The organism is Pseudomonas putida (assembly GCF_001976065.1).
Lineage (GTDB): Bacteria > Pseudomonadota > Gammaproteobacteria > Pseudomonadales > Pseudomonadaceae > Aquipseudomonas > Aquipseudomonas serbica.
Genome location: NZ_MNAH01000004.1, coordinates 168,675 through 194,603, shown reverse-complemented (window position 1 = coordinate 194,603; position 25,929 = coordinate 168,675). Strand labels below are relative to the sequence as shown.

Genomic DNA, 25,929 nt, shown 5'->3' with positions numbered 1-25,929 from the left:
TATGCGAATGGGCGCCGTTGTGCGTTTAGTGTCTGGCCGGTGATGACCAAGCAACGCCCCATCCGAGCCTGACAGGTCTAGCCTGCTGCAGCGCCCCTCGGACAGGTGGCGGGAAAACGGTAGCAAGTGAAGATTACCGTTTTGAAACGGGGGCGATTATAGCGGGCTATGCTGATCTTCCAAAGGGTTTCTGTTGGTCAATGTCCGAACGGTAATCGAGACCATAGTCGATGCTCAATAGAGCTCTGGCCCGGGGTCTGCCAAGATAGCGCCCTCATTCGGCAAGACGCTCAGGAGTGAACATGAATTTCCACACCCGCAAATGGGTTAAACCCGAAGACCTCAACCCCAATGGCACGCTGTTCGGCGGCAGCCTGCTGCGTTGGCTCGACGAAGAAGCGGCGATCTACGCGATCGTCCAGCTGGGCAACCAGCGTGTGGTCACCAAGTACATTTCCGAAATCAATTTCGTCAGCGCTTCGCGCCAGGGTGACATCATCGAGCTGGGTATCACCGCCACCGAATTCGGTCGCACCTCGATCACCCTCAAGTGCGAGGTGCGTAACAAGATCACCCGCAAAAGCATCCTGACGGTGGAGAAGATCGTTTTCGTCAACCTGGGTGAAGACGGGCTGCCCGCGCCCCATGGCCGTACCGAGATCAAATACGTCAAAGACCAGTTCAAGGATGAAGGCGCTGTCGAATAATTTGAGGATGACGAACGGAATCTGAACCGCGCGGGTCGTAACTACATCGCACGCCAGCGGTTCAGGAGTTCCATGGACACTAAAAAAGACGGCAAGACCCCCGACCTCTCGGCAAAAGAGCAGCATGAGGTCGAAAAAAACCAGCCGCCACGCGCGGCGGTCCTGCACGAAATCATCCGCACCCAGGGCGATCAGGAACTGGAGCGCAGTGTTGCCGCGCTGTGGTGGTCGGCGCTGGCCGCAGGCTTGACCATGGGCCTGTCGCTGATGGGGATGGGCCTGCTCAACTCGCGCCTGCCGGACGGCGAGGGCTTCAAGGTGATCGCCAGTTTCGGCTACTGCGCCGGTTTTCTCGCGGTGATCCTCGCCCGCCAGCAACTGTTCACCGAAAACACCCTGACTGCCGTGCTGCCGATCATGAGCAAGCCCACGCTCGGTAACTTCGGCCGATTGCTGCGGCTGTGGTCGGTGGTGCTGGTGGGCAACCTCTGCGGCACCTTGCTGGTGGCCTACGTCATGCTGGAACTGCCGATTTTCGACGGCAAGACCGACGTGGCCTTCCTCGACATCGGCCGCAAGGTCATGGAAAACGACGTCAGCCAGATGTTCGCCAAGGGCATCATCTCGGGCTGGATGATCGCCACCATGGTCTGGATGATCCCGTCCATGGAGAGTGCCAAGATGTGGATTATCATCCTCATCACCTACCTCATGGCGCTGGGGGATTTCACGCACATCGTGGTCGGTTCGCTGGAGGTCGGTTATCTGGTGTTTGCCGGCGAACTGCCGTGGAAGGATTTCTGGCTGGTGTTCGCCGGGCCGACGCTGGTGGGCAATATCGTGGGGGGCAGCTTCATCTTCGCGTTGATCAGCCATGCGCAGATTCGCAGCGAGAGCGGGCCGCCCAAAAGCGCAGCGGATCAGGCTGAAGAGCCCGATCCACAGAAGATCAAAAAGTGATCAACCCGGCACATTCACTACGGTGCCAGCGCGGCGTTGCAGGTAGATGAAATACAGCGCGGCCAGCACGGTCAGGCCACTGACCGCTGCGCCGGTCCACGGCAGGTCCGCGAGGTCGGCACCGCTGGCGACCACCAGCCCGCCGATCCAGGCACCGGCCGCGTTACCGAGGTTAAAAGCACTCTGGTTGAGCGTCGAGCCAAGGTTGGGCGCTTCATGGGCCTGATCGATGATCAGCAGTTGCAGGATCGGGCACAGGGCGAAGGCGAAAATGCCCCACAACACCAGGGTGATTGCCGCTGGAATCACCGAATGGCTGGTCTGGCTGAACGCGGCCAGGACCACCACCACGGCCAGTGCCATGCCGACCAGCGAAGGCAGCAGGCGGCTGTCCGCCAGGCGCCCGCCGAGCATGCTGCCCGCCGTCAAGCCCACGCCGAACAGCAACAGCATGATGGTCACGCCATGGGGGCTGACGCCGGTGATGTCCTGCAGGATCGGCGCGATGTAGGTGAAGACGCTGAACAGGCTGGTCGAGGCCAGTACGCTCATGCCCAGTGCCAGCAACACGTTGGCCTTGCCCAGTACCTTGAACTCGCGGGCCAGGTCGGCGTTGTCCATCGCGATATGCTTCGGCAGCCAGACCCACTGCGCAATGGCCGCGATCACACCGATCACCGACACAGCCCAGAACGTCGAGCGCCAGCCGGCGTACTGCCCAAGCGCGGTGCCCAATGGCACCCCAAGCACGTTGGCCAGGGTCAGGCCGGTGAACATCATGGCAATCGCCTGGGCCCGTTTGTTCGGCGCCACCAGGCCGGCAGCAACCACCGAACCGATACCGAAGAACGCACCGTGACACAGCGCGGTGATCACTCGCGCGGCCATCAGCGTGGCGTAATTGGGGGCCAGTGCGCAGAGCATGTTGCCGAGGATGAACATCAGCGTCATGCCCAGCAGCGTCGCCTTTCGCGGCATGTTGGCGGTGCCGACCGCGAGGATCGGTGCACCGAACACCACACCCAGGGCATAACCGGTGATCAGCAGTCCGGCGTCGGGAATGCTCACCGCGAGGTCGCGGGCAACATCGGGCAGCAAGCCCATGATGACGAATTCTGTGGTGCCGATGCCGAACGCGGCAACAGCAAGGGCAAGCAAGGCGAGTGGCATGCGCAAGGTCTCTGTCGGTAGTCTTGACGCTCTGATCAGGCATACGCATGCCAAAGACCGATCTCGATGAGAGCGGGCGAGGGCATTTTTATTGGAATTAGTCTGTGCGCAACTGAGTGCGGCGTGGTCGGTTGCAGTATAAACAGCTGCTGACATATGGCGAATCAATTAAAAGGAGTAGGCCGTGCTTGCGACGGCGTTGGTGTTGGTGGCGGCGTTGCTGCATGCGGCGTGGAATACCCTGATCAAGTTCAGTGCCGAGCGTTTGCTGGTGGTGGCCTGCATGGACAGCGTGGCGTTGCTTTTCGTCGCGCTCATGCTGCCGTTTGTGGAGCTGCCACCACTGGAAATCTGGCCGTGGATTCTCGCTTCGGCAGCGTTCGAGTTGCTCTACCGCTATTTGCTGATCCAGGCTTATCGGGTCGGCGACCTCGGGCTGGTCTATCCACTGATGCGGGGTCTGTCGCCGCTGGTGGTGTTGGCGCTGACGCTGATTTTTGCCGGGGAAGTGCTGACCTATCAGCAGATATTCGGGATCCTGCTGATCCCGCTCGGCATGCTTTGCCTGCTCTGGCAGGGGGGCGGCGGTGCGCGCTTGCCGTGGTCGATGCTGCCGGTGGTGGCGCTGATCGGCCTGTGCATCGGTTGCTACACGTTCATCGACGGCCAGGCCTTGCGACGCTGGTCACACCCACTGGATTACTTGGTCTGGGTGACGTTGCTCAGTGCCTGGCCGTTTCCTTTGCTGGCCTGGGTTCGCAAGCGGCCGGCCTTCAAGTTGTTCTGGCGCGAGCAATGGCGGCTGGGCCTGGCGGTCGGATTCTGCGTGTTGTTCAGCTACGCTCTGGTGCTGTGGGCCATGCAGCTGGGCTCGATTGCTGAAGCGGCTGCCTTGCGCGAGATCAGCGTGATATTGGTGGTGCTGTTCGGCATGCGTTACCTGAAAGAACCTTTCGGCGGGCCACGGCTCTTAGCCTGTGGGCTGGTGCTGGTTGGCATGCTGGTGATGAAATTCTGATTGTTCTGAAACGTGAAGAAGGGAATGCTTTATGACGGTTGCTCTGTGGTGCATTTTGATCGCGATTATTCTGCCTTATGTCTGTACAGGCATCGCCAAGGCCAGTGGCGGGTTTCGTCTGAGTGACAATCATGATCCCCGTGACTTTCTCGAGTCGCTCAATGGTTTGGCCAGGCGCGCGCATGCGGCGCAACTGAACAGTTTTGAAGTGACCCCGGCGTTCGCGGCCGCCGTGATCGTGGCGCACCTGGCTGGCAATGCGGAGCTGGTGACGCTCAATGTGCTGTCGGTGTTGTTCATCACCAGTCGACTGCTCTACATCATTTTCTATCTGGCCGACCTGGCGATTTTGCGATCGCTGGCGTGGTTTGTGGGGATGGGGTTGATCGTCAGCTTTTTTGTCGTCTCTGCCTGAAAGAAGTTCGGCGTTTTTACTGGCCTCATCGCGAGCAGGCTCGCTCCCACACTGATCCCTGTAGGAGCGAGCCTGCTCGCGATAGCTATCGATCAGTCACAGCGAATATCAAGGCTTGGTGTTGGCCGTATCCGCCACCTGCGGCACCTGTGGCAGCGCCGCGCCTTTGGGCCATAGCATCCAGATCTGCCCTTGCTGCTTCATGTCCCCCGCCAGTTGCCCGGCCGCCTCGCCGGTGCCCCAGAACAGATCCGCACGAACCTCGCCGGCAATCGCGCCGCCGGTATCCTGTGCCGCCACCGGGCGTACCAGGGCGGTACCGTCGGGTTTGGTGGTGGACAGCCACAACAAACTGCCCAGCGGAATGACCTTGCGATCCACTGCCGCGCTGTAACCCGCCGTCAGCGGCACGTTCAGCGAGCCGCGCGGCCCTTCGTTGCTATCCGGGTTACGGGTAAAAAACACATAGCTCGGGTTGCTGCCGAGCAGTTCTGGAATGCGCGAAGGGTTGGCCTTGGCCCAGTTGCTGATGGCGCCCATGGTCACGTCTTCTTTTTTCAGCTCGCCTTGCTCCACCAGCCAACGTCCTATGGGTCGGTAGGGGTGACCATTCTGGTCGGCGTAGGCAATGCGCAATTGCCGGCCGCTGTCGAGCTGGATGCGACCCGAACCCTGGATCTGCAGGAATTGCAGGTTCATCGGGTCGGTCAACCAGGCCACCACGGGTGCCTTGACCCCGTTGCTCTCGATGGTTGCGGCATCGTCATACGGCTTGAGCACGCGGCCTTCAAGTCGACCGCGCAGGCGTTTGCCCTTGAGTTCCGGGTAGATGCTGTCCAGTGAGACGATGATCATGTCTTCCGGCACGCCATACACCGGGATGTTCGCCGCTGCGGTTTGGGTCAGGCTGCCAGGGTAGACCGGTTCGTAGTAGCCAGTGATCAGGCCGTTGGGATTGTCATTGGCGGCGCGCAGGCCGTAGACATCCAGGTTCTGCTTGAGGAAACCGCGAATGTCATTGGCGCTCTGCGGCACGTTGGCCGCCGCTGCGCAGGTGCCGCCCCAGACCGGGTCGGCCTTGAGCCGGGTGCAGGCGCTGCGCCAGGAGCCGAAACCGGCGACGAGGTCGCTGTCGGAGACTGCCGGCAACGCTTCCCAGGTGGCGCTGGAGTAGGTGGCCAGGGCGTGGGTCTTCGGTTGTTTGTCTTCGCCGCCGGTGCAGCCTGCGAGCACGGCCACGATCGGAAGCGTCCAGGCCAGGGGGTGACACCAGGCCTTGATACGGCTGTTCATGAAGTAATTCCTTTGCCGGTTGCCTGAGTGTCGTGCGCGCTCATGCAACCCGTATTGATAATAGGGGTATTGGTGTTTGCCGGTGACGCGAGGATACTGGCCGACGTTTTCCGCGACCTGAAGCCACCATGACTCTTAAAAGACTTTCTGTTGTATTGCTGGCCTGCCTGACGCTGTCCGCCTGTGGCGGCGTCGATCCCAACTCGCCCCTCGGTCAGCGCAAGGCCATCTTCAAACAGATGCTCAAGACCGGTGAAGACCTGGGCGGCATGCTGCGTGGCCGTATTGCATTCGATGGCCCCAAGTTCGCCGAGGGCGCGGTGAAACTCGATGCGCTGTCCCATGAGCCGTGGAAACATTTCCCGCAGGTGCGTGAAGAAGACCATACCAGCGCCAAGAGTGACGTCTGGGAGAAGCAGGCACGCTTTGAGCAGATGGCTCGCAACCTCGAGGCCGCCACCGGCGAGCTGGTGATCGCCAGCCAGGTTCAACCCTACAAGGCCAGTAACCTGGGGCCGGCGGTACAGAAGGTCGAAGATGCCTGCAGTGCGTGCCATAAGGAATTTCGCGATCATTGACCTTTAGGGGCCTTGAGGGCGCTAAAAGCTTCGCTGGCAAGCCAGCTCTTACCTGTCCAGCTCGTCCACGGCTTCCTGCAACTCCTTGCGGGACTCGGCGAGTTTGTCCTTGCGCTTGTTGATCTTCTCGGCGTCGCCTTGCTTCATGGCTTTGTCGAGGTCGGCCTGACGCTTGCTGACTTCGTGCTTGGCGTCGAGCACCTTGTTTTCCCGTTCTTTCTTCAGCGAGGCATCAGTGCAATTGGCGCTGACCTCGCTCAAGGCTTTCTCCAGTCCGGCCTGTTGGTCGGCATTGCCGTGGGATTTGGCCAGTTCGATCTGATTCATGATGCCTTGTTTCTTGGCTGCGCAACCGGTCAGGCCCGGGGCGTCTTCAACTGCCATCAATGGAGTGGCGATTACGCTGCAAAGGGTCAACAGGACCAGCGGTGGAAGAAATTTCATAAAAGCTCCAGGTGAAAAAGGCATCCGTATCGATGCAGCGATGGCATGTTTGAGCCCATCGGGACTATTGGGTTCCCGGGCGCGCGGCACCACCGGGGCTAAAATTGAAATCCATCCATGGCGGCCAGTCGCAGTGTTTCACTCAGGGCCAGGACCTGCGGGTCGCGAAAAAATGCGCTCAATTGCGCCGCGCGCCCTGGTCCGATGTCAGGTTGGGCTTGCCATTGTTCGATATCCCGTTGCGCCAGCTCCCGCCATGAATCGCCGAGATGCGCCTTACCGGTCGGCGGCATGCCCAGGGCTTTGAGCCAGCGGTCGAATGGGCGTTGCCGGGCACTGTCGAAACTACTGGCCAGCCGGGCAGCGCCGCGCTCGCCGAAACCGTCAATGTTAGCAAGCTCTTGGGCATCGAGGGTCAACCAATCCAACAGGCTGTTCAGGCGACCTGTTTCAAGAAGTTTTTCCCAGGTGCCGGGGCCTACATGGGGCAGGGCCAATCCGTGCTTGCCGCTGAGCCAGGTCAGGCGCGCGAGAAACTGGCTTTTGCATCCCGGGGTCGGCTGCCAACAGCTCAAGGGATGGAAGTCGGCCGCCAGCGGCACGTGCATTTCCGCGCGTTCGGTACTGCGCAGCACCACGCCATCGAGCCTGGGAATGGTCAGCCCGGCCAGGCTGATGGCCACCTGGTCGCCCGGACGAATATCCAGTGTTTGCCAACGGTGCAGGGAGCTCACGCTGACGCGCTTGATCTGCTGGTCATCAAGGGTCACCGGCGTCAACTCCAGCACGGGGGTGATCCTTCCCGTGCGGCCAATCTGGAAGTGAACCTTGCGCACCTCGGCCAGTGTCTGGGCGAACGGATACTTCCAGGCAACGATCCAATACGGTGCTTTTGCCTGCCAGCGCTCGGCAGGCGGGCGCTGCTCCTGGCGCAGGACAATTCCGTCGCTGGCAAATGGCAGGGGCGAGCGGTACCAGTGATCACGCCAACGTTCGACGTCGGCCAGCGAAGTGATGGCCTGGGTGTACTGCGCGGTACCGGTGAACCCAAGTTTTTCCAGTTCCGCGATACGGGCTGGCAAGCTCGTCGGTCCGTGCGGCCATTCCCAGGCAAACAGGCCGATTCCCTCGGCCTGCTCGATGCTCAACGTCTTGCGCGCCATCAAGCCGGCAACCGTGCCGCGGGCGTTGAGGCTGCCGGCGCTGGCTTGCACATGGTCAGTCAGGCGCCAGTAGAGTTCGCCCTGAACCACCAGGTCCTGTAGCTCCGACAGACGTTGGGGAATGGCGGCGATCTGGCGCGCCGAGGTGGTCCAGTCCTGGCCCTGCACGCCGTCGCCGCGACTGATCGCCTGCACCAGCAGACCTTTGCGGTACACGAGGGTCACGGCCACGCCGTCGACCTTGGGCTGCGCCCAGACATCCGTGCGATCACGCAGCCATGTGTCAACGGCGCGAGCGTCCCGCAGCTTTTCCAGTCCGGTATGCGGCACCGGGTGGGCCAGCGGGCCGGTCGCGCTGCGCAGTGGGTCGGCGGCGGCACCCAGGCTGAAACATTGCCGCCATTGGGTCAGGCGTGCCAAGGATTGATCGTAGAGTTCGTCGGCGATCAGTGAGCGGCCTTCACGGTGATAGCTGTCATCCCATTGGTCGATCTGCTTTTGCAGTGCGGCGATTTCCTGCGCGGCACGGGCGGACGGCCAGGTGGGGCATTCGCCAGCAGCAGTGCCCAGGCACAGGAAGGTGAGGAGTAAACCGGTCAGCAGGCGGGGCAGCATTGTGAGCTTCCTTGCTCAATGGAGGTGCCTGAAGGTTAGCCAGTGGTGGGCGGCTGGGTTGGTGGCTGTTTTTCGGCTTGTTTCCAGGCATGAAAAAACCCCGCACGGCGAACCGTGCGGGGTTTCGGGTACCACTGGGAAGACTTACAGACCGGCGGCGGTGCGCAGGTGCTCGGCGCGGTCGGTTTTTTCCCAGGTGAAGGTGGTGAAGGTGTCTTCGCCAACCGTCTTGGTGGCCGGGGTGCGACCGAAGTGGCCGTACGCAGCGGTTTCCTGGTACATCGGGTGCAGCAGGTCAAGCATGGTGGTGATCGCGTATGGACGCAGGTCGAACACTTCACGGACCAGTTTGACGATCTTGTCATCGCTGATCTTGCCGGTGCCGAACGTGTTCAGCGAGATCGAGGTCGGCTGGGCGACGCCAATGGCGTAGGACACCTGGATTTCGCAACGCTCGGCCAGGCCGGCAGCGACGATGTTCTTGGCCACGTAACGACCGGCGTAGGCGGCCGAACGGTCAACCTTGGATGGATCCTTGCCGGAGAACGCGCCGCCGCCGTGGCGGGCCATGCCGCCGTAGCTGTCGACGATGATCTTGCGGCCGGTCAGGCCGCAGTCACCTACCGGGCCACCGATGATGAACTGGCCGGTCGGGTTGATGTGGAACTGCGTGTCCTTGCTCAGCAGTTCGGCAGGCAGGACGTGCTTGACGATCAGCTCCATCACGGCTTCGCGCAGATCTTTGTACGACACGTCCGGGTTGTGCTGGGTCGACAGGACAACCGCGTCGATACCCACGACCTTGCCGCCTTCGTAACGGCAGGTGACCTGGGACTTGGCGTCCGGACGCAGCCACGGCAGCAGGCCCGACTTGCGGGCTTCGGCTTGCCTTTGTACAAGCTGGTGCGAGAACGTGATCGGCGCGGGCATCAGCACGTCGGTTTCGTTGCTGGCGTAGCCGAACATCAGGCCCTGGTCGCCGGCACCCTGATCTTCAGGCTTGGCGCGGTCGACACCCTGGTTGATGTCAGGGGACTGCTTGCCGATGATGTTCATCACACCGCAGGTCGCGCCGTCGAAGCCGACGTCGGAACTGGTGTAGCCGATGTCGGTGATGACGTCACGTACGATCTGCTCCAGGTCAACCCAGGCCGAGGTGGTGACTTCGCCAGCGATGATCGCTACGCCGGTTTTCACCAGAGTCTCGCACGCCACGCGGGCGAACTTGTCTTCAGCGATGATGGCGTCCAGCACCGCATCAGAAATCTGGTCGGCGATTTTGTCCGGATGCCCTTCAGACACGGACTCGGAGGTGAAAAGGGAGTATTCGCTCATCTCGATGTTTTCCTGAAATTACCGATGGTGAGTGTCGCCAGCCGACCGCTGAAAATGGCGGACCTGGATCTGGAAACCATTACGTAAGCCTACATAGAGGCTTTCTCCGGGGACGAGCCCCGCAGCGGTGGCCCAACGGGCCAGATCGTCCTGTTCAAACCCCAGCCAGAGATCACCGCAGGCCTCCTTGGCCCAACTCTGGTTGTGGCTGCATAACTCTGTTACCAACAGGCTGCCGCCTGGGTGCAACAAATTGGCCATGTGCTTGAGCGCATCGGCCGGCGCGGCAAAGTGATGCAGCACCATGTTCAGTACAACGCAATCGGCCTTCAGACTGACGCCGTTCAGGGCATCGGCCAGTTGCAGGTTAACGTTAGTCAGCGAATCGCGTTCGCACACCTGGCGCGCCAGTTCGAGCATGGCCTGGCTATTGTCCAGTGCCGTGACCTGGGTGAAGCGCCGCGCCAGTTCCGGCAGGAAGGCACCGTCGCCGGGGCCGACCTCGATTGCCGTGGCAGCGCTGCCAAAGCTCAGTTTGTCGAGCAGGGCCACCACGCTTTCGCGGTACTGCGCCAGGCCGGCGATCAAGTCCTGCTGTGCGCGAAATTTCTCGGCGACCCGTGAGAAAAAGTCCTGGCTGGCGGCCTCGCGTTGCTTGTGTACCTGAGTGATCCGCATCTGCACGTCGGCAGGCAGGGTCAGGTTGTCGACTTCTTCGAGCAGGGCCGCGTGCAGTTTGCCCCCCGGCAACTCGGTGTGGGGCAGGGCGCGACGGTAGAAAATCGCATTGCCTTCACGGCGGGTGGCGACCAGATCGGCCTGGGCCAGCACCTTGAGGTGATGACTCATGCCTGATTGGCCTATGCCGAAGATCTGCGCCAGTTCCAATACGCCGAACGAATCGTTGGTCAGTGCGCGCAAGACATTCAGACGCAAGGGATCGCCGCCGGCCTTGCACAAGGCTGCCAGCTCATCACAATCGTCCTGGCGAATGGAGGGCGCACGTAAATTCATAGGCCGGCAGTCTAGTCACGCGCCGGAAGCATCGCAAGATCAATATCAAAAAGTTTTGATATTGATCGATAGATGGCACTTCTCACGAACTGGTTAACTCTACAAACCAAGAGCGGAAAGGTTTCACCCGTCTATTCCGTCAACAAGCATGGGAAAAACGCCTCCAGATGACTTTCTGTCATTGCCCCGAGGCGTCCGTGTGAGGGAAAATGCTCGCCTTTTTTCCGTTTCATTTTTATCACTCTCGATTCAGAACCCGCAGGAGAACAGCGATGCCTAGCCGTCGTGAGCGTGCCAACGCCATTCGTGCCCTCAGCATGGATGCCGTGCAAAAAGCCAACAGCGGCCATCCCGGTGCCCCTATGGGTATGGCGGATATCGCCGAGGTGCTTTGGCGCGACTACCTCAAGCACAACCCGAGCAATCCATCGTTCGCCGACCGTGACCGCTTCGTGCTGTCCAATGGTCACGGCTCGATGCTGATCTACTCGTTGCTGCACCTGACCGGCTACGACCTGTCGATCGATGACCTGAAACAGTTCCGCCAACTGCACAGCCGTACCCCGGGTCACCCGGAATTCGGCTATACCCCAGGCGTCGAGACCACCACCGGTCCACTGGGCCAGGGCCTGGCCAATGCCGTGGGCTTCGCCCTGGCTGAAAAAGTCATGGCGGCGCAGTTCAACCGTCCCGGCCACAACATCGTCGACCACCACACCTACGTATTCCTGGGTGATGGCTGCATGATGGAAGGCATCTCCCACGAAGTCAGCTCCCTGGCCGGTACCCTGGGCCTGGGCAAACTGATCGCCTTCTACGATGACAACGGCATCTCCATCGACGGTGAAGTCGAAGGCTGGTTCACCGATGACACGCCAAAGCGCTTCGAATCCTACAACTGGCAAGTGATCCGCAACGTCGACGGTCATGACCCGGAAGAGATCAAGATCGCGATCGAGACCGCGCGCAAGAGCCCGCAGCCGACCCTGATCTGCTGCAAGACCACCATCGGCTTCGGTTCGCCGAACAAACAAGGCAAGGAAGACTGCCACGGCGCTCCGCTGGGAGACGCGGAAATCGCCCTGACCCGTGCGGCGCTGAAGTGGAATCACGGCCCGTTCGAAATCCCGGCCGACATCTACGCCGAGTGGGACGCCAAAGAAGCCGGTCGCGCGGTCGAAGCCGAATGGGACCAGCGTTTTGCCGCCTACTCCGCTGCCTTCCCGACCGAAGCCAACGAACTGATCCGTCGTCTTAGCGGTGAACTGCCGGCTGACTTCAGCGAAAAAGCCGCGGCCTACATCGCCGAAGTGGCCGCCAAGGGCGAAACCATTGCCAGCCGTAAAGCCAGCCAGAACGCCCTGAACGCGTTCGGCCCGCTGTTGCCTGAGTTCCTCGGCGGTTCGGCTGACCTGGCCGGTTCCAACCTGACCCTGTGGAAAGGTTGCAAAGGCGTCACCGCCGACGATGCCAGCGGCAACTACATGTACTACGGCGTGCGCGAGTTCGGCATGACCGCGATCATGAACGGCGTTGCCCTGCACGGCGGCCTGGTGCCTTACGGCGCGACCTTCCTGATGTTCATGGAATACGCGCGCAACGCGGTACGCATGTCGGCCCTGATGAAGCAGCGCGTGATCCACGTCTACACCCACGACTCCATCGGTCTGGGCGAAGACGGCCCGACTCACCAGCCAATCGAGCAACTGGCCAGCCTGCGCTGCACGCCGAACCTCGACACCTGGCGTCCGGCCGATGCCGTTGAATCGGCGGTGTGCTGGAAGTATGCGCTGGAGCGTAAAGACGGTCCTTCCGCACTGATCTTCTCGCGTCAGAACCTGCAGCACCAAACCCGTGATGCCGGGCAGATTGCCGACATCAGCCGCGGTGGCTACGTGCTCAAGGACTGTGCAGGCGAGCCTGAGCTGATCCTGATCGCCACCGGTTCCGAAGTGGGTCTGGCCGTCCAGGCCTTCGACAAACTGACCGAGCAGGGCCGCAAGGTGCGTGTGGTTTCCATGCCGTGCACCAGCGTGTTCGATGCTCAGGATGCCGGCTACAAGCAATCGGTCCTGCCGTTGCAGGTCAGCGCCCGTATCGCCATCGAGGCGTCCATCGCCGACTACTGGTACAAGTACGTGGGCCTGGAAGGTCGCGTAATCGGCATGACCACCTACGGCGAGTCGGCGCCTGCGCCTGCCTTGTTCGAAGAATTCGGTTTCACCCTGGAAAACATCCTGGGTCAGGCTGAAGAGCTGCTGGAAGACTAAGCAAAACGCGGCGGTTTCAACACCGCCGCCGTCCCCTGTAGGAGCTGGCTAGCCAGCGAAGGCGTCTTTTCAGTCGACAGCATCGTTGAATCTGAGGGCCCATTCGCTGGCAAGCCAGCTCCTACAGTGGGCGAATTGCACATAAGAATTTCGTCTGACTGCGTCTATCGAGAACCCCATGCCTCAACCGCGTCCCTACAAAGTTGCACTCAACGGCTACGGCCGGATTGGTCGTTGCGTCTTGCGTGCGTTGTTCGAGCGACGCGAAAAGGCCGGGTTTGAAATTGTCGCGATCAACGACCTGGCCGACATGGCCAGTATCGAATACCTGACACGCTTCGACTCCACCCACGGGCGTTTTCCCGGTGAAGTGAAGGTCGATGGCGATTGTCTGCATATTAATGGCGATTGCGTGAAGGTCCTGCGCAGTGCCACTCCCGAAGGCATCGATTGGGCGTCGTTGGGCGTCGATCTGGTGCTGGAATGCTCCGGCGCCTACCACACTCGCGAAGACGGCCAACGGTTCCTCGACGCCGGCGCGCCGCGGGTGCTGTTTTCCCAGCCGATGGCCAGCGAGGCGGATGTCGACGCCACCATCGTCTACGGCGTGAACCAGGGTTGCCTGACCGGCGAGGAGCTGCTGGTGTCCAACGCCTCCTGCACCACCAACTGCGGCGTGCCGCTGTTGCGACTGCTGGACCAGGCCATCGGTCTTGAGTACGTGTCGATCACCACCATCCATTCGGCCATGAACGACCAGCCGGTGATCGATGCCTACCATCACGAAGACCTGCGCCGCACCCGTTCGGCGTTTCAGTCGGTGATTCCGGTGTCCACTGGTCTGGCGCGTGGCATTGAACGCCTGCTGCCGGAACTTGCCGGGCGAATTCAGGCCAAAGCCGTACGTGTGCCGACGGTTAACGTGTCTTGCCTCGACATCACGATGCAGACCGTGAGCGATACCGACGCCGCCGAGGTCAACCGGATCCTGCGCGAGGCGGCTACCAGCGGCCCGCTCAAAGGTCTGTTGGCCTACACCGAGCTTCCCCATGCAAGCTGTGATTTCAACCACGACCCACATTCGGCGATCGTCGATGCCAGTCAGACTCGAGTTTCCGGCCCAAGGCTGGTGAACATCCTGGCCTGGTTCGATAACGAATGGGGTTTTGCCAACCGAATGCTGGATGTTGCGGAACACTATCTGCATACAGCCTCTACAAAACCTGCTCTCTAAGAACAGCTACTCAGGAAATGCGACCAATGACCGTGTTGAAGATGTCCGACCTCGATCTGCAAGGTAAGCGCGTACTGATTCGCGAAGACCTCAACGTCCCAGTCAAGGACGGTGTTGTCACTAGCGATGCGCGAATCCTGGCTTCGCTGCCGACCATCAAGCTGGCCCTGGAAAAAGGCGCGGCCGTGATGGTCTGCTCGCACCTTGGCCGTCCGACCGAAGGCGAGTTCTCGGCCGAGAACAGCCTCAAGCCTGTCGCCGACTACCTGAGCAAGGCTCTGGGTCGCGAAGTGCCGCTGGTGGCTGATTACCTGGGCGGTGTTGACGTGAAAGCCGGCGACATCGTGCTGTTCGAAAACGTTCGCTTCAACAAAGGCGAGAAGAAGAATGCCGACGACCTGGCCAAGCAATATGCGGCCCTGTGTGACGTGTTCGTGATGGACGCCTTCGGCACCGCGCACCGTGCCGAAGGATCGACCCATGGCGTGGCCAAGTTCGCCAAGGTTGCTGCTGCAGGCCCGCTGCTGGCTGCCGAACTGGACGCGCTGGGCAAGGCGCTCGGCGCCCCGGCCCAGCCGATGGCTGCCATCGTGGCCGGCTCCAAGGTCTCGACCAAGCTTGATGTGCTCAACAGCCTGAGCCAGATCTGCGACCAGTTGATCGTCGGCGGCGGTATCGCCAACACCTTCCTGGCGGCTGCAGGTCACCCGGTCGGCAAATCCCTGTACGAGCCGGACCTGCTGGACACCGCTCGTGCCATTGCCGCCAAAGTCAGCGTGCCGCTGCCAGTGGACGTGGTGGTCGCCAAGGAATTCGCGGAAAGCGCGACGGCCACTGTGAAGTTGATCGCCGATGTAGCCGCTGACGACATGATTCTGGACATTGGTCCACAGACCGCGGCTAACTTTGCCGACCTGCTGAAATCGTCGAAGACCATCCTGTGGAACGGCCCGGTCGGGGTGTTTGAGTTCGACCAGTTCGGTAACGGCACCAAAGTGCTGGCCCAGGCCATCGCGGACAGCGCGGCTTTCTCCATTGCTGGCGGCGGCGACACCCTGGCGGCCATCGATAAATATGGCGTTGCCGAGCAAATCTCCTACATTTCTACCGGCGGCGGCGCGTTCCTGGAGTTCGTCGAAGGCAAGGTGTTGCCAGCCGTTGAAGTCCTGGAAAGCCGGGCGAAGGCCTGAGGGTCGCCCGTTTGACCAGGCAAGGGAGTGTTCAAATGGTCAAGACCTTAGCGCTGTTGATCGTCGCGGGATTGCTGGCGGCTTGCGGGAGTAATCCCAAAGCCACGCCGGACCCCGCACCGTCGGCGCCAAAGAACGGTTGCTACCAGGCCGACTGGCAGGCGGAAACCAACCCGGTGCTCAACAAGCGTTCCGGACCTGATGGCCTGGACAAATACGAGACACAGGCCCCCACCAAGGAACATGGTTGTCCTTGACGGGTCTGACTCTTTACTCAGGGCTGGCGGCGTTTGCCGTCAGTCGAGGGACACGGATGAAAGGTTTTATCGCCATCACGGCGCTGGCAGTGCTGGGCGGGTGCGCCAACTGGAACCCGTTCCAGTCGTCCACCCCGGCGGATGACTGGACCACCTGGGTCTGCGACAGCCAGGCCAAAGTGGTCTGGCGCTACACCGACGACAGCCGCAACGAGGTCGACGTGCGCCTGGGCGGGGCCGATCAGGTCCATCGCCTGAAGCAGGAACCGGGCGCGTCGGGTTCGCTGTACAGCGACAACATGCTGGCGTTTCACATAAAAGGTGAGGAAGGCCTGGTCTACTGGGTCGCCACCAATGATTTGATTGGCCGTGGCTGTAAGGCGCTGTAACTGACATACCACGGACCTGATGTGGGAGCGGGCTTGCTCGCGAAAGCGGTGGTTCAGCTTGCATTGATGCTGGATGTTAAATCGCATTCGCGAGCAAGCCCGCTCCCACAGGGTTCTCTGTAGTTCTTGAGATTTTGCTCCACCGAATTCGCAGCCCGGACCAACCCCCGATCTGCAATAACTTGAATAGCCGCCGCCGCTACGGCAGGCTGGCACGATTAACGACCCAAACCGGGAGAGAAACACACAATGGCACTTATCAGCATGCGCCAGATGTTGGACCACGCAGCCGAGTTCGGCTACGGCGTTCCAGCCTTCAACGTCAACAACCTTGAGCAGATGCGCGCCATCATGGAAGCCGCTGACAAGACTGACTCCCCGGTGATCGTCCAGGCTTCGGCCGGTGCTCGCAAATACGCTGGCGCACCGTTCCTGCGTCACCTGATCCTGGCGGCAATCGAAGAATTCCCGCATATCCCGGTGTGCATGCACCAGGACCACGGCACCAGCCCTGACGTCTGCCAGCGTTCCATCCAGCTGGGCTTCAGCTCGGTAATGATGGACGGTTCCCTGGGCGAAGACGGCAAGACCCCGACCGACTACGACTACAACGTACGCGTCACCCAACAAACCGTGGCCATGGCTCACGCCTGCGGCGTATCGGTGGAAGGCGAATTGGGCTGCCTGGGTTCGCTGGAAACCGGCATGGCCGGTGAAGAAGACGGCATCGGCGCCGAAGGCGTCCTGGATCACAGCCAGATGCTGACCGACCCTGAAGAAGCCGCTGACTTCGTCAAGCGCACTCAAGTGGATGCCCTGGCCATCGCCATCGGCACCAGCCACGGCGCCTACAAGTTCACCAAGCCGCCTACCGGCGACGTGTTGGCGATCGACCGTATCAAAGAGATCCACAAGCGCATTCCGAACACTCATCTGGTCATGCACGGTTCGTCTTCGGTTCCGCAAGAGTGGCTGGCGATCATCAACCAGTACGGCGGCGACATTAAAGAAACCTACGGCGTACCGGTTGAAGAAATCGTCGAGGGCATCAAGCACGGCGTGCGCAAGGTCAACATCGACACCGACCTGCGTCTGGCATCCACCGGCGCCATGCGTCGCCTGATGGCCACCAACCCGAGCGAATTCGACCCACGTAAATTCTTCGGCGCCACCGTGACTGCCATGCGCGACGTGTGCATTGCCCGTTACGAAGCCTTCGGTACCGCAGGCAACGCTTCGAAGATCAAGCCGATCTCCCTGGAAGCGATGTTCCAGCGCTACCTCAAAGGTGAGTTGAACGCCAAGGTCAACTAAGCCTCAGGTGCTTGATAAAAAACCCGCCATTAGGCGGGTTTTTTTATTGAAGAGCGGTATTTCTGAAAAATTCTATATCGACTACGTAGAGCGCCTGAGTATGAGGATCGCTATAGACGCGTTTTCCCTTGAGTGACTCATAACGTCGATTAATGGCTTCGAGAATAAAGTAACCAGAGCGTGCGTTATGGTCACGGGTGTTTGACCCGGCAAAGTAGATGTCGGTTTGAACGCCGTTCGCATTTCTGAACCGATAGTCCCCGACCAATACGTAGTCAATAACGCCAATACGTAACGTACCTGTCATGGCGCCACTTCTGTCGATGCTGGAAGTGATATTCAATTCGTAAGAAGTTCCGGCTTTATCAGTGGCGCTATACGCGGCAGTGATATATCCCAGCATGTTGATCTCTTCCTTAGCACTCATGGAGTCTTATTCCTTTGCTTTGATCTGGCGTCAAGGGAGAGCTATGTGTTGGGTTGCCGATGAAGAGTAAATTCGGCGTGGCGAATATTCACCTGTCATAAATGACAGTTGTTTATTCGATATTGTTATGTGGGTAACAATGATGGGTAATAAGCATTTGTCGTTTTGAATTATATGAAAAACCCGCCTGGCGGCGGGTTTTTGTGGGGCAGGGACCCGGATAGGGATCACTATTTATCGTGATCAATATCCAGCTTGCTGAATGTCACTTGTCCGCCCTCACTGGTGTATCCGGTGTTGTCCTGAACGTACGCCCCTGCCTTGAAATACAGCGGTTTGTCGCGCCAGGTGGCACTGATGGTGGTATCCCACTGGTAACCCGCGGCGCTGACGCCCAGTGCGCCGCCGGGGCTCAAATGAATGAGGTAGTTGAACTCATTATTGAGCTTGATCCCGGTGGCGAGGGTGATGATCCGGCTTTCAGAGTCGTCGGGGTGCATGCGCACTTTGATGACGAGGTTGCCGGTCTCGGTTTTGGTTTTGTATTGGTATTCGAGTTTGACCATCGGCTTCTGGCTGTTATAGGCGTGGATCTGCCCGATCACGATCTTGCCCGAGCTTGGGACCTGGTTCACCGCCAGGGTGGCGTGGAGCAAGTTGTCGGCGTCCGGGTAGAACCAGTTTTTCAGCGTGCCGTTGCTGTAGGTTTCACGCAGCTCGGTGCGCGGATAAATCGCGTTTTCAGTGCGCGAGCCGGTCACTGGCGACCAGAAAAACAGAACGCCCGTGTCGGAATGGAAGTATTGATCCTTGAAACCGTCTACCAGTTTTGAGGTTTCAACAGTGTATGGCGGGCTGCCGACAGGAACACTGAGATTCCAGGTTGCGAGGTCAATCATAGTCAAAGCTTCCGCGAATGAATGCTGCACGAACGTGCCAATCGCTCTAGCACGTGCCTTTGGGGCGGTCTTTATAAGCGTAGTGAACTATTTTGTTAACGCCCGCCGGGCAGTTAATTGGCGCCAACATCCTGTCGAAGTGCCATCCTGCCCGATTTTAGCGGGCTGCGTGGCCGACCGTTAGTCGGCAAATGACGCTTCGGTCGAGTGATGGCGCACTGACACCTTCTGCTTTCACTGATCCCGGTCTAGAGTGAAGGCACAATATCTGTCCGGTTTTCACCCGAAGTCGACCTGACATCCAGACCTAGAGAAGCAGCATGGAATGCGCGCACCCAATGCCAGCTGAAGGCCATTCAACCCTGTTGATCGTCGATGATTACCCTGAAAACCTGGTCAGCATGCGTGCATTGCTGCAGCGCCAGGATTGGCAGGTCATCACCGCTGCCTCCGGTTTCGAGGCGCTCGGGTTGTTGCTTGAATACGATGTCGACCTGGTGCTGCTTGATGTGCAAATGCCGGGCATGGACGGTTTTGAAGTGGCGCGCTTGATGCGTGGCAGCCAGCGTACGCACCTGACACCGATCATTTTCCTGACCGCCAACGAACAGTCCCAGGATGCCGTGATCAAGGGGTATGCCAGTGGCGCGGTGGATTATCTGTTCAAACCCTTCGACCCACAGATCCTCAAGCCCAAGGTCCAGGCGCTGCTCGAGCACCAGCGCAATCGCCGGGCATTGCAGCGCCTGAGTCATGACCTGGAGGTCGCTCGCGCGTTCAATGCCTCGGTGCTGGAAAACGCCGCCGAGGGCATCCTGGTGGTCGGTGAGGACGGTCTGGTGCGCTTTGCCAACCCGGCAATGTCGCGACTGCTCAATGCCACGGTGCAGGAGCTGCAGGGCAAGGAGTTCCTGGATTTCCTGCAAAAACCGCACATTCCGGTCTGGGCCGATTCTGACCTGTTGAACGGGTACAAACGCGGCGAGACCTTGCGCCTGCACGACGCATTGCTGCGTACCGCCCCGGGGCAACAGGTGCCCGTGGCGCTGTCCTGCGCCCCACTGCCTATGGAACAACATGCGATGGTGGTGACGGTGCTGGACATGTCGGTGGTGCGCCACCTGCATCAGCAACTCGAATTCCAGGCGGTCACCGATCCGCTGACCGGGTTGCTGAACCGCCGTGGCTTTTACCAGACTGTGGAAAACCTCCTGTTGCGAGGCGAACGTTCGGACAGTGCCTGGGTCCTGTTGTACCTCGACCTGGATGGCTTCAAGCGGGTCAACGATTCACTCGGTCACGATGCCGGCGATCGCGTATTGCGTTGGGTGTCCGAACAGTTGAAGGCCTGCCTGCGTCCATTTGACATCCTGGCACGCATGGGGGGAGATGAATTCACGGCCTTACTGGACCTGGAGTTTCCCGAGCAGGCGGCGAAGATTGCGGAAAAACTCATCGAACGGGTGTCGGTCTGCCAGCAAATCGACGGTCTGGATATCGCCCTCGGCGCCAGCATCGGCATTGCCACGTTCCCCGATTGCGGCGCCAACCTCGATGGCTTGATGCGCGCGTCCGACATCGCCATGTACGAAGCCAAGCGCGCCGGCCGCCAGCAGTATCGGTTCTACGACCACGAAATGAACGGCCGGGCTCGCTCGCGACTGATGCTCGAGGAAAGCGTGCGCACGGCCATCGAGAATCGTGATTTCAATCTTGTGTATCAGCCTCAGGTGGCTGTTGCCGATGGGCGGCTTCGTGGGTTCGAGGCGTTGCTGCGCTGGCAGCACCCGAGCGTCGGCGACGTGCCCCCAGGGTTGTTTTTGCCGCTGCTGGAAGAGGCGCGGTTGATCAGTCGCCTGGGCAGCTGGATCTACCAGCGCAGTGCCGGGCAGCGCAAAGCTTGGGAGGCGCTGTTTGCCGAGGACCTGGTGGTGGGCGTCAGCTTGAGCAGCACACAGTTTGCCATGCCCCATCTGGTCACCGAGTTGCGCCAGGTACTGGAGCGGCATGGTTTGCAGTCGCGTCACCTGGAGGTCGAGGTGACGGAAGAGGCCTTGATGCATAACCCGGAGGAAACCCGGAAGCAGCTGCGTTTACTGCGCAATCTTGGGGTCCGGGTGGCGCTGGACGACTTCGGTTCCGGCCCGTGTTCGCTGTCTCATTTGCGCGACCTGGAACTGGATACGCTCAAGCTTGATCGCCATCTGATCAGCCGGCTTCCGGATTCCTCCAGGGACGCCGCCCTGGTGCGCAATGTGATCGACCTGTGCAAGGAGTACGGGATGCTGGTGGTTGCCGAAGGGGTCGAAACCCTGGCGCAATACCAGTGGCTGCAAGCCAATGGCTGTGAGTATGTGCAAGGTTTCCTGGTGGCGCGGCCGATGATGGCCGAAGACACCGGGCTCTTTGTGCAGCCCTTCGACTGGGGCGCGCTGACCGGCTGAATTCGCTACACTGGCGACCTTTTGCTGATTTGTGTTGCCGCTGCGATGACCGCGTTGAAATACCTCCAGGCCTACCCGGCTACCTTGCAAGACCAGGTGCGTCAGATGATCACCGACGGTCGGCTGGGCGATTACCTGAGCCAGCGTTACCCGCAAAAGCATGGAGTGCAGAGCGACAAGGCGCTGTACACCTATGCCCTGGACCTCAAGCAGGAATACCTGCGTAACGCCCCTTCCATCGACAAGGTCCTGTTTGACAACCGTCTGGACCTGACACACCGCGCACTCGGACTGCACACCACCATCTCGCGGGTGCAAGGCGGCAAGCTCAAGGCCAAGAAAGAAATCCGCATCGCCTCATTGTTCAAGGAGGCGCCATCGGAGTTTCTGAAAATGATCGTGGTGCATGAGTTGGCGCACTTCAAGGAGTCCGACCACAACAAGGCCTTCTACAAACTGTGCGAGCACATGTTGCCCGGTTATCACCAGGTGGAGTTCGATGTGCGGGTGTACCTGACCTGGCGCGACCTGCAATGAATCGATCCGACGAACAAGGAGCGCATGGATGGACGTAAGCAAGACCAAGAGCAGCTTCTACCGCCGCCTGTACGTGGCGTACCTGATCGACAGTGGCCTGGCCAGCAGCGTTCCGGCCTTGACCGAAGTCACCGGTATGCCCCGGCGCACAGCCCAGGACACCATTGCTGCCCTGGCGGACCTGGATATCGTCTGCGAGTTCGAGCAGGAAGAGGGCGCACGCAACCATGCCGGGCGTTATCGCATTCGCGGGTGGGGGGCGATCGATCGCGGGTGGATCGAGCGTAATCTTCGGCAGATCAAGGCGGTGCTGGAGTATCCCTGAGTTTCTGCGGTGATTGATCGGACGCCTTCGCGAGCAGGCTCGCTCCCACAGTAGATATTTGGCTTAACAAAGATCGACTGTGGGAGCGAGCCTGCTCGCGATAGGGCCCTCAGGAACGCCGCATGCCGATATGTGGAATCCCGTCCTCGACATACTCCTCACCCGCCACGACAAACCCGTACCGCCCGTAATACCCCTGCAAATGCGCCTGGGCCGAGAGGTAGACCGGCATGTCTGGCCAGCGTTTTGCGATCTGCTTCAGCGCCTGGGCCATCAACTCATGGCCCAGCCCGGTGCCTCGCGCCTGTGGCGCAATGATCACCCGCCCGATCACCACGTCACCGCCCTGTAGCTCGGGATCGAGCAGGCGCAGGTACGCCACCAGCCGATCTTCGTCCCAGGCCATCAAATGGCAGGTGTCACCCTCCAGATCCTGGCCATCGATGTCCTGATAGATGCATTTCTGTTCGATGACGAACACTTCGGCGCGCAGTTGCAAAATGGCATACAGCTGCTCCTTGCCCAGATCGCTGTGGTGTTTGCAGACCCAGTTGATTGTCATGTGCTGATTCCCTGAAAACGTCTTGGTGATACTAAGCGCCTCGGCGATGGATGTCTTTATGGCGTAGGAATCTGTGACAAAGACCAAAATGCCATCATTCATTTGGCGCGACGCTGTCTTCTTTGTGTAATCTGAATCTAGCGCTGTGCAGAGCTGCAACGCGCTGACATTGAGTGCCTGGGGGTGCCGGTACGGGTCTTGGCGTTTTCGCTGAAAAACACGTCGGGCAGCCGCCCGCTAAGGATTTTCTGGCATGCCGCGATTGCATCGAGCCTTTGCTTTGCTTGGATTGCTGTTGCTGACTGAAAGTGTGGCTGCAGAAAAGTTGCGGCTGGTGGCGGATGCCTGGCCACCCTTTACCGACGCCACCTTGTTCAATGGTGGGTTGGCCACGGACATTGTCAGTACCGCCCTGGCGCGGTCCGGCTATGCCAGTGATTTCCAGCAGGTGCCGTGGGCGCGGGCGTTGCTTGGGTTGGGCGAGGGCCGTTATGACGTTTTGGTCAACGCCTGGTTCAATGAGGAGCGCACAGGGCTCGGGCAGTTTTCGGACGAGTACCTGATCAATCGGGTGCGCTTTCTCAAGCGTAAGGATGCACCCATCGAATTCAACCATTTGCAGCAGCTGTATACCAATCCGATTGCGGTGGTGCGTGGCTACGCCTATTCACCGAGTTTCGATCAAGATGTGTCGTTGCAGAAGATTCCGGTACACAACTTTGCCATGGCCGTGCGCATGGTCGCTGCCGACAGGGTCAAGCTGACCTTGGAAGACGAATACGTCGCTCGTTATTATCTGGCCCGAGAGTCGCCCAAGGTTCGCAACGCCGTGGAGTTCTTGCCCAAACCGCTGAGCGAGAACGGCCTGCACATTCTGGTCAGCCTGAAAAATCCGCAGCACGAGCAGATCGTCGCCGGTTTTGATCGTGCCATCCTGGCAATGAAGGCCGATGGCACGTATGCGCGGATCATGAAGCGACACGGAATGTGAAGTGTGACACCTCTCAATCCTCGCTCGTGTCCTTGATCAAATGCGCCGCCAGCGTGCGCAACGGTCCCAACTGTCGGCAGATCAACGCCAGTTGCGTCTGCACCAGTCGCTGGCCCTCATCGATCTCGTCGGGCATTTGCTCGAGCGCGTTGGCCAGCGCTTCTTCCTCATCGCTCTGAATGGCAATGGCGGATTTGCTTGCCAGCCCCTGGGCTATTTCATCGATGCTGGACGCCAGTTTCACCCCCGCGCCTTCGATCAGCTGTTCGCGCACATTCTGCGGTAATTGAGTTTCCCGGTGGGCGCCCAGTCCGGACAAATAGCTGAGCAAGGTGTGCGACAGCACCAGGAAGCGAAACCCGACATCCGCTTCCTTCCGGAAATGCCCCGGCTCCATCAGCATGTTGGCCAGGGTGGTCGACAACGCCGCGTCGGCGTTGTGTGCGTTGCGCCGCGCCAGGCGATACGCCAGGTCGTCGCTTTTGCCAGCGGCGTATTGCTGCATGATCTGGCGCAGGTAGATGCTGTTGCAGGTCAGGGTGTTGGCCAGCACTTTGTTCAGGCGCCGACCCTGCCAGTCCGGCAGGAACAGGAACACCGCCAGGCCGGCAATCAGGCTGCCGAGCAGGGTATCGAACAGCCGAGGCAGGAACAGCCCGTAACCGTCGCCCACCTGGTTGAAGCAGAACAGCACCATCAGCGTGATCGCCGCTGTCGCCAGGGTGTAGCGGGTGGTGCGGTTGGTGAAGAACACCACCCCGGCGGCAATCGCGAAACAGGACTGGATCAGCGGGTTCGGGAACAGATCGAACAGTGCCCAGGCCAGCGTCAGGCCGATCGCGGTGCCGATGATCCGCTGGCCGAGCTTGCGCCTTGTTGCACCGTAGTTCGGCTGGCAGACAAACAGCGTCGTGAGGATGATCCAGTAACCCTGGGAGGGGTGAATCAAATGCACCATGGCGTAGCCGATGCTCAAGGCCAGGGGCAAGCGCAGGGCATGGCGGAACAGCAGCGAGGTGGGCGTCAGTTGGGTGCGCAAGCGTATCCAGACATCCTTGAAGTTGCGCGGCGAGCGGTCGAGCAGGCTGCTGTCGGTGGCGTCGGCCAGGGTGTCGGGATTGCTGGCATCACTGAGCAGGCGGTCGAGCGTGCCGAGGTTGGCCGCCAGCGCCCGCAGTGAGCGCAGTAGCCCGCGCCAGGCGGGATTGCTCTGGATGCGCAGGTGTTCGAGGGAGGCGTGCAGGTCGCCGAGGGCCTCGGCAAAACTCGCGTCGTAGGTGAACGGCTGGCGCATCTGGATCGACTCGGCCAGCGCCCGGCACGCCTTGCCTTGCTGGCGCAGCAGGCGCTGGCAGCGGAACAGCACATCGCTGTGGAAGAACGCTTCGGCCAGGGCGTTGTACGGGTAATGCGAGGAACTGGCGCGTTCGTGGATGTCCTGGGCGAGGAAGTACAGCTTCAGGTAGCGGCTGACTTTTGAGCCTGGGCGACCGTTGCCGACCCGATGCAGGATGATTTCCTTGGCGGCGTTCAGCGCCGCAACCACGCGGCCGTTTTGCTGGGCCAGTTCCAGGCGCCGGGCTTCCACGTCCATCTGCCGGATCGGCTCGAACAGCGAAGACTTCAACTTCAGGTAAAACCCCAGCTCACGGAACAGCCGCGCCAGGCTTTGTTGCACCGGCTGGTTGGAAAACAGCGCCTGCCACAACACCGACAGCAGGCCGTACCAGGCTGCACCGGCCACCAGCAGCACCGGCTCATGCCAGAAATCGGTGACCGCGCCACCGCGCTGGTCGACGCCGATCATGGTGTAGACCGACAGAATCAGGGTCGCCGAGGCAATCGCCCCATAACGTTCGCCCAAGGCGCCGAGCATCGTCAGGCAGAAGGCGGCCAGGGCGAAGGCGATGATAAAGAGAATGGGGTAGGGGAACAGCAGTTCGACCGACAGCGCGGCGACGGCGAAACACACCAGCGTCACTGCCAGAGCGTTGAGGCGGCCCTGCCAGCTGTCATCGGTTTCGGCCAGGGCGCTGGCGATAATCCCCAGGAATAACGGGATCAACAGTCCCATTTCATCCTGATACCAGCACAAAGCCATGGTGCCGGTCAGGGCGATGAACACCCGCACGCTGTAACTGAATTTATCCAGCGCCCAAAGCCGGCGCAGAGACTGACGGAACGAGGTCGATGACATGAAGTGCGAAGGCCTTCCGAGGCAATGACGCTAAATTGAGCCAATGATGACGCCGACGCAATGGCGGCAATCACATCTGACAGCAAAATCTGTTCCTTCCCTATGTCTGTTACATCGCCTTCGCTGGCAAGCCAGCTCCTACAGGTCTTGCGCGGTCTTGTAGGAGCTGGCTTGCCGGCGA

At 60.2% G+C, this 25,929-nt stretch carries 25 protein-coding genes and 1 riboswitch; of the genes, 15 read left to right on the top strand and 10 right to left on the bottom strand.

Translation table 11 applies throughout. From position 1 onward, the window contains the following. Window positions 1–2 precede the first annotated feature (2 nt). Window positions 3–105: riboswitch (S-adenosyl-L-homocysteine riboswitch) on the bottom strand. A gap of 197 nt (window positions 106–302) precedes the next feature. Both BKX96_RS16080 and BKX96_RS16075 read left to right on the top strand, forming a co-directional pair. Then, a complete protein-coding gene (locus BKX96_RS16080; protein ID WP_008057039.1) occupies window positions 303–707 on the top strand; it encodes an acyl-CoA thioesterase in 405 nt (134 codons plus the stop codon). A 72-nt stretch (window positions 708–779) separates the two neighbouring features. Next, entirely contained in the window at window positions 780–1,667 is an 888-nt protein-coding gene (locus BKX96_RS16075) for a formate/nitrite transporter family protein (protein ID WP_046818299.1), read from the top strand. On the opposite strand, the gene BKX96_RS16070 is transcribed toward BKX96_RS16075, so the two are convergent. Then, window positions 1,668–2,837, bottom strand: a complete 1,170-nt coding sequence (locus tag BKX96_RS16070; protein ID WP_077184675.1) for an MFS transporter — start codon at window positions 2,835–2,837, stop codon at window positions 1,668–1,670. It lies immediately after the preceding gene. A 184-nt stretch (window positions 2,838–3,021) separates the two neighbouring features. Between BKX96_RS16070 and BKX96_RS16065 the strand changes: the two genes are divergently transcribed. Together BKX96_RS16065 and BKX96_RS16060 are read left to right on the top strand one after the other, a co-directional pair. Further along, window positions 3,022–3,855: an EamA family transporter gene (locus tag BKX96_RS16065; protein ID WP_046818297.1), complete on the top strand. Its 834-nt coding sequence runs from the start codon at window positions 3,022–3,024 to the stop codon at window positions 3,853–3,855. A gap of 31 nt (window positions 3,856–3,886) precedes the next feature. Continuing rightward, window positions 3,887–4,270, top strand: coding sequence for an MAPEG family protein (locus tag BKX96_RS16060; protein ID WP_046818296.1), 384 nt, complete (start codon window positions 3,887–3,889; stop codon window positions 4,268–4,270). 108 nt (window positions 4,271–4,378) lie between these two features. On the opposite strand, the gene mltA is transcribed toward BKX96_RS16060, so the two are convergent. Beyond that, on the bottom strand, window positions 4,379–5,563 hold the full coding sequence (gene mltA, locus BKX96_RS16055; protein ID WP_046818295.1) for a murein transglycosylase A: 1,185 nt from the start codon (window positions 5,561–5,563) through the stop codon (window positions 4,379–4,381). 128 nt (window positions 5,564–5,691) lie between these two features. Between mltA and BKX96_RS16050 the strand changes: the two genes are divergently transcribed. After that, the gene (locus BKX96_RS16050) at window positions 5,692–6,141 is read left to right on the top strand and encodes a c-type cytochrome (protein ID WP_046818294.1); all 450 of its coding nucleotides are present in this window, start codon (window positions 5,692–5,694) and stop codon (window positions 6,139–6,141) included. A gap of 48 nt (window positions 6,142–6,189) precedes the next feature. Here BKX96_RS16050 and BKX96_RS16045 read toward each other — a convergent pair whose 3' ends face one another. The 4 genes from BKX96_RS16045 to BKX96_RS16030 all read right to left on the bottom strand — a co-directional run bounded on the left by BKX96_RS16045 (window position 6,190) and on the right by BKX96_RS16030 (window position 10,712). Beyond that, a complete protein-coding gene (locus BKX96_RS16045; RefSeq protein ID WP_046818293.1) occupies window positions 6,190–6,585 on the bottom strand; it encodes a DUF1090 domain-containing protein in 396 nt (131 codons plus the stop codon). Window positions 6,586–6,683: 98 nt separating this feature from the next. Continuing rightward, window positions 6,684–8,363: an NAD-dependent DNA ligase LigB gene (ligB, locus tag BKX96_RS16040; protein WP_077184672.1), complete on the bottom strand. Its 1,680-nt coding sequence runs from the start codon at window positions 8,361–8,363 to the stop codon at window positions 6,684–6,686. 144 nt (window positions 8,364–8,507) lie between these two features. Continuing rightward, window positions 8,508–9,698, bottom strand: a complete 1,191-nt coding sequence (metK, locus tag BKX96_RS16035) for a methionine adenosyltransferase (protein WP_046818291.1) — start codon at window positions 9,696–9,698, stop codon at window positions 8,508–8,510. A gap of 18 nt (window positions 9,699–9,716) precedes the next feature. After that, window positions 9,717–10,712 (bottom strand): ArsR/SmtB family transcription factor, encoded by a 996-nt coding sequence (locus tag BKX96_RS16030; protein WP_077184669.1) that lies wholly within the window; start codon window positions 10,710–10,712, stop codon window positions 9,717–9,719. A gap of 272 nt (window positions 10,713–10,984) precedes the next feature. Here BKX96_RS16030 and tkt point away from each other — a divergent pair, with 272 nt between their 5' ends. From tkt to fba, 6 genes are all read left to right on the top strand, one after another. After that, window positions 10,985–12,982 (top strand): transketolase, encoded by a 1,998-nt coding sequence (gene tkt, locus BKX96_RS16025; RefSeq protein WP_046818289.1) that lies wholly within the window; start codon window positions 10,985–10,987, stop codon window positions 12,980–12,982. Window positions 12,983–13,160: 178 nt separating this feature from the next. Continuing rightward, complete coding sequence (gene epd, locus BKX96_RS16020; RefSeq protein WP_077184667.1) at window positions 13,161–14,216, top strand: erythrose-4-phosphate dehydrogenase; 1,056 nt, start codon at window positions 13,161–13,163, stop codon at window positions 14,214–14,216. Between the two features lie 26 nt (window positions 14,217–14,242). Beyond that, window positions 14,243–15,406, top strand: a complete 1,164-nt coding sequence (locus tag BKX96_RS16015; protein WP_046818287.1) for a phosphoglycerate kinase — start codon at window positions 14,243–14,245, stop codon at window positions 15,404–15,406. A 35-nt stretch (window positions 15,407–15,441) separates the two neighbouring features. Further along, window positions 15,442–15,663, top strand: coding sequence for a hypothetical protein (locus BKX96_RS16010; protein WP_046818286.1), 222 nt, complete (start codon window positions 15,442–15,444; stop codon window positions 15,661–15,663). Between the two features lie 56 nt (window positions 15,664–15,719). Beyond that, window positions 15,720–16,052 (top strand): MliC family protein, encoded by a 333-nt coding sequence (locus tag BKX96_RS16005; protein WP_077184664.1) that lies wholly within the window; start codon window positions 15,720–15,722, stop codon window positions 16,050–16,052. 249 nt (window positions 16,053–16,301) lie between these two features. Then, the gene (gene fba / locus BKX96_RS16000) at window positions 16,302–17,366 is read left to right on the top strand and encodes a class II fructose-bisphosphate aldolase (protein WP_019694035.1); all 1,065 of its coding nucleotides are present in this window, start codon (window positions 16,302–16,304) and stop codon (window positions 17,364–17,366) included. 43 nt (window positions 17,367–17,409) lie between these two features. On the opposite strand, the gene BKX96_RS15995 is transcribed toward fba, so the two are convergent. After that, a complete protein-coding gene (locus BKX96_RS15995) occupies window positions 17,410–17,793 on the bottom strand; it encodes a hypothetical protein (RefSeq protein ID WP_046818284.1) in 384 nt (127 codons plus the stop codon). Between the two features lie 230 nt (window positions 17,794–18,023). Further along, window positions 18,024–18,692, bottom strand: coding sequence for a polysaccharide lyase family 7 protein (locus tag BKX96_RS15990; RefSeq protein WP_046818283.1), 669 nt, complete (start codon window positions 18,690–18,692; stop codon window positions 18,024–18,026). Window positions 18,693–19,012: 320 nt separating this feature from the next. On the opposite strand from BKX96_RS15990, the gene BKX96_RS15985 reads away from it, so the two are divergent. Genes BKX96_RS15985 through BKX96_RS15975 form a run of 3 tightly spaced genes read left to right on the top strand, consistent with a single transcriptional unit; the run spans window position 19,013 to window position 21,998 of the window. Then, the gene (locus BKX96_RS15985; protein ID WP_077184662.1) at window positions 19,013–21,136 is read left to right on the top strand and encodes a putative bifunctional diguanylate cyclase/phosphodiesterase; all 2,124 of its coding nucleotides are present in this window, start codon (window positions 19,013–19,015) and stop codon (window positions 21,134–21,136) included. Between the two features lie 45 nt (window positions 21,137–21,181). Next, window positions 21,182–21,673 carry a M48 metallopeptidase family protein gene (locus BKX96_RS15980; RefSeq protein WP_046818281.1) on the top strand — a complete coding sequence of 164 codons (492 nt, stop codon included), beginning with the start codon at window positions 21,182–21,184 and terminating at the stop codon, window positions 21,671–21,673. 28 nt (window positions 21,674–21,701) lie between these two features. Next, complete coding sequence (locus tag BKX96_RS15975; protein ID WP_046818280.1) at window positions 21,702–21,998, top strand: winged helix-turn-helix domain-containing protein; 297 nt, start codon at window positions 21,702–21,704, stop codon at window positions 21,996–21,998. A 109-nt stretch (window positions 21,999–22,107) separates the two neighbouring features. On the opposite strand, the gene BKX96_RS15970 is transcribed toward BKX96_RS15975, so the two are convergent. Further along, window positions 22,108–22,560 carry a GNAT family N-acetyltransferase gene (locus tag BKX96_RS15970; protein ID WP_046818279.1) on the bottom strand — a complete coding sequence of 151 codons (453 nt, stop codon included), beginning with the start codon at window positions 22,558–22,560 and terminating at the stop codon, window positions 22,108–22,110. Window positions 22,561–22,813: 253 nt separating this feature from the next. On the opposite strand from BKX96_RS15970, the gene BKX96_RS15965 reads away from it, so the two are divergent. Further along, on the top strand, window positions 22,814–23,551 hold the full coding sequence (locus BKX96_RS15965; protein ID WP_046818278.1) for a substrate-binding periplasmic protein: 738 nt from the start codon (window positions 22,814–22,816) through the stop codon (window positions 23,549–23,551). Between the two features lie 13 nt (window positions 23,552–23,564). Here BKX96_RS15965 and yccS read toward each other — a convergent pair whose 3' ends face one another. Then, window positions 23,565–25,748 carry a YccS family putative transporter gene (gene yccS, locus BKX96_RS15960; protein ID WP_077184659.1) on the bottom strand — a complete coding sequence of 728 codons (2,184 nt, stop codon included), beginning with the start codon at window positions 25,746–25,748 and terminating at the stop codon, window positions 23,565–23,567. Window positions 25,749–25,929 lie beyond the last annotated feature (181 nt).